We start from the raw sequence: 11769 nt of genomic DNA, 5'->3' as shown, positions 1-11769 counted from the left end.
CATGACGGATACAGCGCGTTTACTCCAGCAACCACAAAAAATCGAATCATAAAGCAGCCGCACCATAAAATTTGAGATAGCCACTCGATTCAAAAAATTCCTCACGATTACAAAAATAAAGCGCTGCTTTTTTTTCAGGCATATCGATCAATCGTTGTAACTGATAGGCAAAACCATCAGCCACCCATTTATACGCCTCAACTTTACTATCAGGTTCGCCCACTATTTTTTTGGCGTCAGTATGCTCGAAGATAAACTTACTAAGCATCATCACTATTGGTTTGAGATACCCTTTGCCAACGACGGCAGTATCACCCAATAGCAGATGCCAGCCCATGTCATTTTCGTCGGCCTTGTAATAGTGAGACAAACGATCGCGAGCGCCTTCATAGATCTCTACATAGCCGATAGGCACATCCTCACAAAGTACGATGTAGAGACGCTGATGGTCATCGGCCAGCATTTTTTCAAAATGTACTTGCAGCTGCGGCATAGGCAGATGTAGCTGCCACTGCTCGACCACATGCTCAGCGTGCATCCATTGATAGAGCATTGGCATGTCTTCAGGATATTTGATAGCTCGTAGCCCAAACGTTTTTTCATAAGCCTCTGCGGCGTAAGTATCTGGCAGATCCTGTGTGATGGTCGGCATAAATAGCTCCTTATTTTGTGTGGTTTAAAAGTAAAATTTCTATCAGTAGAGACGTACGCTTTTTTAAAAATCCACGATACTGCTTATTGATATAGTCGATTCTAAATAAAACAGATACGTTATATACCAACGCTGAGCTGGAATGAATTTTTCTTGCTTGCTGTGCCTTCGCAGACAGAGGCTGCAAAACTTCTCGTTTAAAGATAAGCATTCCAGTCACGCTGACTCGTTTTTATATTGAACTGACATTAAGACAACGACATTAGACCGACGCGCCAAATTGTTGGAATACTTCTAACGCATTGGTGTCATATACGGTCTTACCTATCAATTGATTAATGATTTGCCCAGCTCGATAGGCACCCAATCCCAAGTCAGGTGTGCCCACGCCATGAGTATGAATTTCTTGGTTTTGTACGAATATTTTGCCGCTATTATTATCATGATTTTGATACACCAAGGCGTAATGCCGATCAATCTTTGGTTGTCCAAACTCATCATACTCAATGGCATACAGCAATGAATTTAGGCAAGCAGGCAGCGCATGACGATAACCCGTGCCAGCGATGAGACAGTCGTAATCTGCCGTAAACGTCTGCTGCTGTTCGCACTGCTCAAACGTTACTTTTAAAGTCTTCTCAGATAAAGTGTCGTCAAGGCTTGCCTCAACCACTGCACAGTTAGACAGCAGTGTCGTATGTGGTGATTGATTGCCAATACTACGCTCGTAGAGCTTATGATAAATATCGCGTATGGTGTCAAACCCCATGCCCTTATAGAGCAAATCCTGCTTGGGCGCGACTTCTGCTTTGGTCACGCCGTCCAACTGATAAAAATAATCGGTATAAGCGGGACTAAAATGCTCTAACCCCAGTGGCGAGTATTCCATTGGGAAAAAGCCAGATGAGCGGGTTACCCAGTCCAATTGGAACCTTGGTTCGTCGTTGCTATCAAGTTGTTGGTCAAACAATTCGCGATATACCTCAGCCGATGACTGACCAGACCCTAAAACCACGATTTTGGTTAATCTATCGTCTACTTTATGCCTATTTTCTTTATTACCCCGTGCTTTAATCGCCTCAAAATCGAAATTATTAGCAAAGTGCGCGGTGTGCATACAGCGCTCAGGGGCTTGATTGGCCAGTTTTTGCAACGCTTGCGGCAGTACTGGCTGCGTGCCCGTCCCTATGACTAAGTTTTTGGCATAATACGTTTTTCGCTCGCCTCGCTCTTGAACTGTGACGATAAACCCGTTATGTGTGTTGGCATAGGCGCTATCGTCATCGTTAAAGCAAGCACTATTGTCATTAAACGCCACGTCTATCACTTGCGCATCAAACACCAAACTATCTAGTTGCCCTGCTACCCATTGGCAATAGTGATTGTATTCTTTGCGATAAATCTTAAAGTCCTCTAAAAAATAAAACTTCAGCAATCGATGCTGCGTATGCAAGTAGTTCAAAAATGAATGGGGACTGGTCGGGTCTATCAATGTCACCAAATCTGCCATAAAGGGCACTTGTAGCGTGGTGTGCGGTAAGAGCATACCTTTATGCCAATTAAATCCTGCCTTTTGCTCAAAGAATTTGGCATTGACATCTATTTTATCGAGCAATGCCGCCAGACTAAGATTAAATGGCCCCAAACCGATACCAAGAATATCTAACACGTTGATTCCTTATTGCTTTATAGCACTTATTCACATATCAATTTATATCGAGCTATCGTCAGGTCACTATAAATACCTGTCAGCAGAACTGGGATAAAGGCTCCAAAACCTCTGTCATCCTCGATGCAACAAGTAAGGAAATGGTTATCAGTTCTGCAAGATAATGACCTGCATCTGGTTCCCTTAATATTGACCATATCGACCCTAAGCACTTATAGGATTGGGAATATCAACATAGATAGATTGGGTTTCAACAGGTGCTGTCAGCTCATCTAATGCATGAAGTCTGGTCAGCAGATTGCCTTTGAATGGCAAGGTCGGACTACGCAGCAATAGATCGATTAAAGAGCGGTGCGGATACTGACTGTCTAGTGTCTCTAAGCAATATCGAAACGTTGCCAATAAAGTGGTTTCACTGACAAGCTGCGTGCGGGCAATCGCGGTGATGAGACCAAAGATCGTATTACCCACTAAATAATAAGCAATACGCGAGTCAGCAAAATCTTCTGGAATGACGCACTCTGCTTCACTGATCAGCTCAGGATATGCATCAATAAGCGGTTTGGCATATTCAGCAATATAGCCAAAGCTTTGATTGTCTCTTGCCCAAAACTTCGCAGGATAGCCATTTTTTAGCTCTATCAGACTGTTTTGTTGATGCACCTCAAACGCAAGCCCATGCTTGTAGTACAGATCGATAAGCGGTATAAAACCGACTTTTAGATAAGTATCAAACCATTCGGTCGCAATCTCGTCCAACTGCTTACCGGTACGCTCATGGATAGACTGGAATAAAGTGGCAAAGCGATTGGTGAGACGAGTGGGATGATCTTGACTCAAACTTGCAAGATTGGTGACTTGCATAGACTGAGTAAAAGGATTATCACGCAAGATACAAATGGTCTCATCGATGATTTTGCCGTCTATAGACAACGCAATCCAAGCGGGGTCGTTCAATACGGCAATCGTAGGATATTCAGCACCCAACTGCTCACCGTAGTCGCTACGCCATATTCGACAAGCGTGCATACCACGCTTACACTCTTTTGGCAAATTAATACGCACAGAATTGGTAATCGCTACCGATAGCGACAATTTAAACATCCAAGGTGCCTCAAATGCTGCGAGCGTACGTACCGAGGTCGTCGGATGCAAATGCCACCCAAGCACGCCCAAATCAAAGAGCTGACCTTTTTCCGTTAACGCTTGATACCATGCTTGTTGCTGCAAAAACGTCGCTTGCCAAGGATGTAATGGCAATAGCTTATGATCAGGATATTGGGTAATGAGCTGTCGTTGATAGTTACTCATATCCGCGAGTAGCTTGGTCTTTAGCTCAGTGGTAATACTATCGCCATCGACGAACTCTTCGACAATATAGTCAGGATGCACCAGCCAATAGTTCAGCTGCGTTTTACTGTTGGTTTCGGGGGCATATTTTGCCCATTCAGCACCATAAAAACCTGCGCGACCTTTGGGCATTGGATGCATGGCATGTCCATAAATCAGACTTTGCTCAGTTTGAATAAAGTTCTGTCTATCATCGACAATATCATCCATCTCATCACTGCGATGCTCTAAAATAATTTGCAGCCCTTCATAACTCTCAAGCCAGCGTTTGAGCACGCCATTACCATCCAGTTTTACCTCATCTTTGTACTGATGCACGAGGTCTTCGATAATAAAAGAGGCAAGACTCATAGCAGAAGGCTTTAACCATTGTGGCTCTGACTGTGTATCATTTGTCGAAGGGGTTTTTAATGAAGCTTCATTCAATACAGAAGGTGTATCAGCAAAACGGTGCTGACCCAATTGGCTGACTCTATCCACGGGCACCGCCATAATAGTGTCATGCGGAGCGAGGTTTAATACCAAAACAGGCTTGTCTTGTGAGATTTGTTTGTATTGCCCATCCTGCTGCTCTACGGGTACAATCTTGCCGCGACCTGTCTCATAACTGTAGGCGTTCACTAAGTTTTGTAGTGTCAAACGATCAAGCGTTTTATGGTGCATCATAGTGTTGTCCCTCATAATTTTGGAGTCGATCAAAACCTGTGATAGTCATCTGTTTTATAATATTGTTGATGTCACAGGCTTGCGTATTAGGATTTAAAATAGTGAATTTTAGGCAAAGGTGCTGCTCAAACTGAGTGGTGGCCACGTTGGCAATATTATTGATCAATAAGTCCTGCGCAATTTGGCGATTTAACTGAGACAGCTGGCCGTCAGACAATGCGGTATCTTTTGGCTTAAAATAAAATAAGACACTACTGATAATCGGTTGGTGCACCAACACAAAATCTGCATGGTTTTCAATCAGCTCTGCCGCTTGTCTCGCTGTCCTAAGACAGTTGTCAATCAAAACGCCATAATCCTCTGTCCCCAATGAATCAAGCGCCATCCAAAGCTTTAAAGCATCAAATCGACGCGTGGTTTGAAGAGAATAAGTGACCAGATTTGGGATATTGTCTTTTTCATCATCAAAAGAGTTGAGATACTCGCTATGATGACGAATGCTCTCAAAATCTTGTTGATTTTTTAATAAAAAAGCGCCGCAGCTGATCGGTAAAAAGAAATGCTTGTGAAAATCTAACGTGATGGAATCCGCTACTTGGATACCTTCAATAAGATGGCGATAACGCTGAGACAGAAGTAACGCCCCGCCCCATGCTGCATCTATATGTAGCCATATTTTTTGCTCACGACATATATTGGCAATGTCTGTTAAAGGATCAATCGCGCCCAGATCTGTGGTGCCAGCCGTAGCGATCACTGCTATCACATTATCTGCGCCAGTCTCCGCTATTTTTTGCTGTAGATGAGACATAAGCATTGCGCCACTCGCATCGGTCTTTACCTTTTCAACGCACTGTACGCCAAGCCCTAATAAGGCTGCGTTTTTTTCGATAGAAAAGTGCGCTTGATCTGAGCACAGAATAATGCCGCGAGGCTGACCCAGCATGCCCTCTTTATGTACATCAATGCCTTTAGCGGTATAGAATTTATTGCGTGCCAACAGCAGCCCCATTAGATTGCTTTGGGTGCCGCCACTAGTAAACACGCCACCTGACTTGTGTCTCGTTTGGTTATCAACTTGAGCGTCTGTTTGGGTGTGTATTTGAACATCATCACTGGTTTCAAACTGACACAGCTGACACAGCCACTCCACCAAATCTTTTTCGATATAAGTGGCGGCAGGGCTTTGATTCCAAGAATCCATACTTTGATTGGTTGCGGCAATAATCATCTCAGCAATTTGACCAATCACCAAAGTCGGCGGGTGCAAATGCGCCAGACAATGACGGTGTGCCGTGGACACACAATTGGGCAAAAATTTGTCTTGTATGTCCGCTAGTATGGCCTCGATATCTCGTCCTTGTGACTGGATATTGATTGAGGTCGCCGCTTGTACTTGCTGCGGTGTGCCGCCTGAGTACATATTATTGTCATTGAGCCATTCTTTAATAATGGCGCTCGTTTTGTGCATCTGCGTGAGGTATTGCTCACTGGTTTGCTCGTTTAATAAATGCAAAGTATCCTCACCAGTTTATCTTGCGTCTCTATTCACATAAGAGAAGCGATGGTTGTTATACGTTTTTTTAAAACAGTCATACAGAAATGACGATGTGCGACTGAGCGCTATTGGTTTTCTTGTAGCGCCCGCTCAAGCTTATCTAATACTTGGTGTAGCTCGTCTTTGGTCACGTTAAGCGGTGGTAAGAGACGCAGCACCGTACCGCCGCGCCCTCCTTTTTCAAGGACCAGACCGTGTCTAAAACATGCCTGTTGAATGCTTGCCGCCGTCGCACTATCGGCAGGATAACTACCATCACGCTGTCTGGGAAGGTCTGGATCTATAATCTCCATGCCGATCATCAGACCTCGACCTCTGACATGACCAATTCTAGGATAGCGTTTTTGTAAGCCGTTTAACTCTGCCATGAACCAAGCGCCCATCTCAGCCGCATAAGATGCCATGTCGTGGTCTTTTAGATATTTGAGGGTCGCAAGTCCTGTTGCCATCGCCAGTTGATTGCCACGAAAAGTGCCGGAATGATTGCCCGCTTGCCAAGCATCGTATTGTTTTTTGATACCAAGTACTGCCAGCGGCAAACCACCACCAATGGCCTTTGACATGACAATCATATCGGGATCAATGCCTGCATATTGATAGGCAAACCAGCGTCCTGTACGGCAAAACCCTGTTTGCACCTCATCAATAATCAATAAGATATCCAGTGCTTTGGTCACCCGTCGCACCTGCTTGAGCCACTCAATCGGTGCGGGATTAACCCCGCCCTCGCCCTGTATCACTTCTAAAATAACGGCTGCGGGCTTGACCACGCCGCTCTCTACATCTTGTAAAAAGTTCTCAAAATACGCGATGTGAGCGCTAACGCTTTGCTCAGAAGACAAACCAAAAGCGCAGCGGTACGCATTGGGGTAAGGTAAAAACTGTACCGGACTCATCAAACCTTCGATGCCTTGCTTGGGTGCCAAATTACCAGTGACAGCGAGCGCGCCATGCGTCATCCCATGATAGCCACCGCTAAAGCTGACGATGCCTGAACGACCAGTGACTTGTTTTGCCAATTTAATCGCGGCTTCTACAGCATCAGCGCCTGTTGGTCCACAAAACTGCAAGCAATACTCATCTCTCTCGGTCGCCAAGAGTGTGTACATGAATTCGCTAAATTTGTCTTTTAATGGTGTGGTAATGTCTAAAGTGTGCATCGGCAGATTGCTGTCCAAAAGCTGTTTGATACTCTCAGTGACCACAGGATGATTGTGTCCAAGTGCCAGCGTCCCTGCTCCTGATAGACAATCTATGTAATTATTGCCTTCTACATCAGTAATCCAAGCACCTGTGGCTGATTGGATCGCAAAAGGCAATTTGCGTGGATAACTGCGCACCTTAGATTCAAACTGAGCTTGGCGATGTAAATAGCGTTTGTTATTGTTTTTTTCTTTTAAAAAAGACGTAGACATGGCATCGAACCTTATTCGTTTTATGCACCAAAACTCGAGTACAAGTTTTACTGTTTGCAGACAGCTTATAGACATCATCATTGAACACACCGTTATTGGTATGGTCGTTATAAAGACAGTCGGCATCATTTAAAAAACGTAGTGTAAATCCACTACAACCTCAATAAAATTGTAAATGATAATAAAAGTGATAATCATTATCATTTGTGAGACGTATTATTGATGACCTTTACTCTGCTGTCAACCCACTTTATTTATTTTTAAACGATTGGCTTGAGAATTTGTACAAAATGAAGATTTATTCATGCTTATAAGGACGCGCACAACAATATTCATGGGCTTACGCTCATGAATATTGTTCGCATGTCTTTTTAATATAAAAAGCTATCGACTGACAGTAATCGGTACTTTGCGAATCAGCCATAAAAAATAAGCACCGCCAATGATGGCAGCAACTGTGCCCGCAGGCAGCTCATAGGGGAAGATGACATAACGCCCTATCCAATCTGCCAATACCATCACCCCTGCGCCCAATAAAGCCGCCAAAGGCAATTGACGCTCAAGTCTCACCGCGCCAAGAGAGGTCGCCAAATGTGGCACCATTAACCCGATGAAACTTAATGGCCCTACAGCCAGCGTACTAACCGTACTTAACGCTGCCACCAATGCCAATAGTGCCATCGTCACTGGCGTCACAGCCACCCCTAGCGTACGAGCAACGCCTGAACCCAAACCCAGTACACGCAGCGGCTTGATGAGTAATAGGCTCAAGACAAATAAGACAAGCGCAATACCAATGAGATACCATACGGTACTCGGTTGGGCGCTATAAGTCGTTCCTGATAACCAGCTGAGCATCGCCTCTAGACGCGGATCACCAGACAGTTTGACCATATGCATCACCCCATCCATCATGGCGGCAATGCCGATACCGACCAAGAGCAGATAGCCTGAGCTTACTCGACGTGCCAGCCAAACAATGAGTAGCAATACGGCTATCGCACCAGTCAATCCTGACATCAACAACGTACCTGAGCCGGCAGACAATCCCAAACTGGGTAACAATAAAAACCCTAAAATAACCCCAAGCGCGGCGCCTGAACTGACTCCCAGTACTTCTGGACTTGCCATCGGATTGCGTGTGAGTGTTTGTAATAATACGCCTGCAACAGCCAGCATCAGACCTGTCGCTGCCGCACTCAAGCTGCGAGGCAGCCTGTACTGCTGAGTGATTGCCCACTCTGTACTCAGTCCCCAACCACTTAAATCTTGTACAAACAAGCATGCCAGTACAATCATTACCATCACACCCACACCCCATCGCCAAAGCATAACAGGCGTATGAGTGCCTGTCAGCATAGGCGTGACCGTCTCTATTCGCTCACGGCGCTGGCGCAAAATCAACCAAATAATGAGCGGTGCTCCCAATATTCCTGTCATTGCACCAGCTGGGATTTGCATACTCAAGATTGGCTCAAGCAATAACGCCAGATTGCTAGTGAGCCACAGTAGCAGCGCCCCTAAGCAAAAAGCGGCAACCAAACGCTTGCTAATTGAGGATACGCCCAGCGCATTGACCAGACTGGCAGCACCAAGACCAATGAACCCAATCAGACCCACTTCACTGACCACCAACGCAGTCACAATAGCCACGATAAGCACCACGATGGCGCGTATAGCGTTAATAGGCACACCCAAACGCTTGGCTTGCATGTCGTCTAAACTCATCAAGGTCAACGGCTTCAATAAAGGCAAACACAGAACCGTCATCACCATTGCTGTAATCGCAAGCATCACGCTGGTATGCCAGCTGTTTTGCGCCAAAAATCCTGCTGCCCACGACAGCATGCCATTGCTACGTTCAGCGAAAAACAGCACCAACACATTGGCGACGGCAGCGAGTAAGATATTCACCACCAAACCTGCCAATATTAAAATCAAAGGGTTAAAGCGACTGGGTGCCGACAAGGCAAAGACCAGCCCCATACTGATGATGGCGCCAACAAAGGCCACATAAATCCCACCATAAATCGCCAAGCTTGGTAAAAAAAGCGTGACAATCAACATTGCCAATTGTGCGCCAACGCCAACGCCCAAGGTGGTGTCTGAAGCAAGGGGGTTTTTGACTAACTGCTGGAGCAAGATACTGACCACGCCAAGCAACCCGCCAACCAACAACGCCACAATACTGGTCGCCACTATATGTAGCTGCGTTGCCATACTGGCAATATCCAACTGCGAGCTTGGAAAAAACAACTCGCCTAAAGGACGCGTCCACTCCTGAGCGATTAACGTCCAACTACTCCATACACACAAACTTATCAGCATAATGAGCATAAGCCAAAATCGCCACGAAGCAGTGGCTACGAGAACGTTTTTTTGTCGTGATGGATTCGGTGGTGGACTATCAGGTTGCCCACGCTGCTTTAGCCGTTTATTAAAGAGTGTTTTAGAGGATATTTTAGACTGTGCTGCTGATGACTGTACTGGCTGAGAAGTAGAAAGTGATGTCATAGCGTTGGTATTATTTATAGTATGATCAGTATGGGTGCGATCAGCATTACGATGACCAATCGCACGGTGAAAATGGTTGGTAGTATTGGCGGTCATGATGCCTCCCCGCCTTTTAATTCAACTGCTGATAAGTTATTTGCCAAACCCACCAACGATGACATGCCGCCATAAATCCATACAGGCGGTAACTCACCCATGCAGCGATTGTTGCCATAACCCAAACGCTGCCAAATCAAACTGTCTTTAATCTCAGCTTTTGTAATGGGACTCAAAGGATCGATGATCAATAAACAAACATTATCCCCTAACTGTGCCAAATCACCCATCCGTATAGGGACAAAGCCCCATGAGTTGCCTTCATCCAGCACCACAAGCTCTTTTTGCATCTGCGTAAGTGCAGGCTGAAATAAGCTATTGGCGACATACATACGCATGTTATTGGCATCAGAGAACTGTACCACCGCAAACTTTTTGACTTTTGGATACCGCTCTTGGAGACGTGCGCCAGCGACACTTATATCGTCTTGGCTTTTGGCAATATAATCTTCCGCAAGTTTAGGCTCCTCAATCAGTGTACCCAGCTTCCGAGTTGGCTCGGCATAATCCGCCCAAGTCGCACTCTTCCCTTTTGCCGCAAACATCACCGACTCAGCGGGAACATCACCATAAAGATTGCGAGCATGCTCATAAAAAAAGTTATCTACTACCATATCAACGGGTAACTGAGCAATCAGTTCAGCGTTAGGCTGATAACGGATACCGACATCAACTGTTGAGGTTGGCAGTTTTGGTGTGCCAACCCATCTATCCCACACTCGAACATCGCCTGTCGCAATTGGTGGATAACCCATGGCAGTCAACGTTGCGGCATTGCCCCAATCGGGAGAAGCAATATTGATTTTAACGTCATTAGGCTTGTCTATCTGCGCGTCTTTTTGTCCCATCGTTGGTTTCTGACAGGCTGTAAGCGCGAGCGTTAGTGTCAATAATGAGAGTATAGTTATAGGAAGCGAGATTGCTTTAGTGCCAGCTGAGCTAAGCTGTTTTGTGATTAAAGGTTTTATGATAGGTCTAGGAGATTTAACGTTGGTCAGGACAGAGAACATAACAGTCTATCTTTTTAGGCAAATATGAAAGGGATAAGTAAAGCGGACTCAGATATTACGCGACGGCAACAGGGTGTCCTGTGATAGGGTGACTCAGTAGCTGCATATCCACATTGAAGATACTGCGCAGTATGTCCGGCTGCATGGTGCTTTTGATAGTGCCATTGTGACAAATAAGGCCATTTTTTAGGGCAATAATACGATCGGCATATTGCGCTGCCAAATTGATGTCATGCACGATGATAATCACACTTAAGCCTTGCTCATCAACCAAGCGACGAATGAGCTGAATTACTTCGAGCTGATAATGCATATCCAGAGCCGCTAATGGCTCATCGAGCAACAGATATCGCGTGTCTTGTGCCAAACACATCGCAAGCCATACTCGTGCGCGCTCGCCACCTGACAGTGTGGTCGTCGTACGCTCAGCAAACGCCTCTACTTGAGTGGTACGCATCGCCTGTTCGACTTTGTCTTTGTCAATCTGACTGGGTTTTTGCAACCATTTTTGATGCGGATAGCGCCCGAGCATCACCAGCTCACTTACCGTAAATCCAGCCGCATCTGGCAATTGTTGAGGCAGATAAGCCATTTGCTGAGCGAGCTCCTTATTACTGTAATCAGCGATATGGCGCTCATCTAGACTGATACTGCCCCCATTAATGCTCATCTCACCTGCCAATGCTTTAATCAATGTGGATTTACCTGAACCATTGTGTCCAACTAAGGCAATCAACTCATTGCTATTGAATTCACAGCTTATATTGTCTAGCAAAGTATTGCCTTGGCGGCTGATGGTTAGTTGGTTTACACGTAGCATATAGATACTCATTATCGAT

8 protein-coding genes are annotated in these 11769 nt (G+C 45.4%); all 8 read right to left on the bottom strand.

The window, feature by feature from the left end:
* Window positions 1-46: 46 nt before the first annotated feature.
* The 8 genes from CZ794_RS10500 to CZ794_RS10465 all read right to left on the bottom strand — a co-directional run bounded on the left by CZ794_RS10500 (window position 47) and on the right by CZ794_RS10465 (window position 11750).
* On the bottom strand, window positions 47-652 hold the full coding sequence (locus CZ794_RS10500) for a GNAT family N-acetyltransferase (protein ID WP_087041532.1): 606 nt from the start codon (window positions 650-652) through the stop codon (window positions 47-49).
* A 262-nt stretch (window positions 653-914) separates the two neighbouring features.
* Window positions 915-2321 (bottom strand): lysine N(6)-hydroxylase/L-ornithine N(5)-oxygenase family protein, encoded by a 1407-nt coding sequence (locus CZ794_RS10495; RefSeq protein ID WP_087041531.1) that lies wholly within the window; start codon window positions 2319-2321, stop codon window positions 915-917.
* Window positions 2322-2525: 204 nt separating this feature from the next.
* Window positions 2526-4337, bottom strand: a complete 1812-nt coding sequence (locus CZ794_RS10490; protein ID WP_087041530.1) for an IucA/IucC family siderophore biosynthesis protein — start codon at window positions 4335-4337, stop codon at window positions 2526-2528.
* The gene (locus CZ794_RS10485) at window positions 4324-5853 is read right to left on the bottom strand and encodes an aspartate aminotransferase family protein (protein ID WP_087041529.1); all 1530 of its coding nucleotides are present in this window, start codon (window positions 5851-5853) and stop codon (window positions 4324-4326) included. Before CZ794_RS10485 ends, CZ794_RS10490 begins: the two co-directional genes overlap by 14 nt.
* Before the next feature lie 107 nt (window positions 5854-5960).
* Entirely contained in the window at window positions 5961-7310 is a 1350-nt protein-coding gene (locus CZ794_RS10480) for a diaminobutyrate--2-oxoglutarate transaminase family protein (RefSeq protein ID WP_087041528.1), read from the bottom strand.
* A 384-nt stretch (window positions 7311-7694) separates the two neighbouring features.
* The gene (fhuB, locus tag CZ794_RS10475) at window positions 7695-9920 is read right to left on the bottom strand and encodes a Fe(3+)-hydroxamate ABC transporter permease FhuB (RefSeq protein ID WP_256958941.1); all 2226 of its coding nucleotides are present in this window, start codon (window positions 9918-9920) and stop codon (window positions 7695-7697) included.
* Window positions 9917-10768 (bottom strand): ABC transporter substrate-binding protein, encoded by an 852-nt coding sequence (locus tag CZ794_RS10470; protein ID WP_143515718.1) that lies wholly within the window; start codon window positions 10766-10768, stop codon window positions 9917-9919. Before CZ794_RS10470 ends, fhuB begins: the two co-directional genes overlap by 4 nt.
* Window positions 10769-10985: 217 nt before the next feature.
* On the bottom strand, window positions 10986-11750 hold the full coding sequence (locus CZ794_RS10465) for an ABC transporter ATP-binding protein (RefSeq protein WP_087041527.1): 765 nt from the start codon (window positions 11748-11750) through the stop codon (window positions 10986-10988).
* Between the last annotated feature and the right edge of the window lie 19 nt (window positions 11751-11769).

It is taken from the genome of Psychrobacter sp. JB385 (assembly GCF_900163785.1).
Taxonomy (GTDB): Bacteria; Pseudomonadota; Gammaproteobacteria; order Pseudomonadales; family Moraxellaceae; genus Psychrobacter.
The sequence above is the reverse complement of the archived record's forward strand: the minus strand, read 5'-3'. Positions and strand labels throughout refer to the sequence as shown.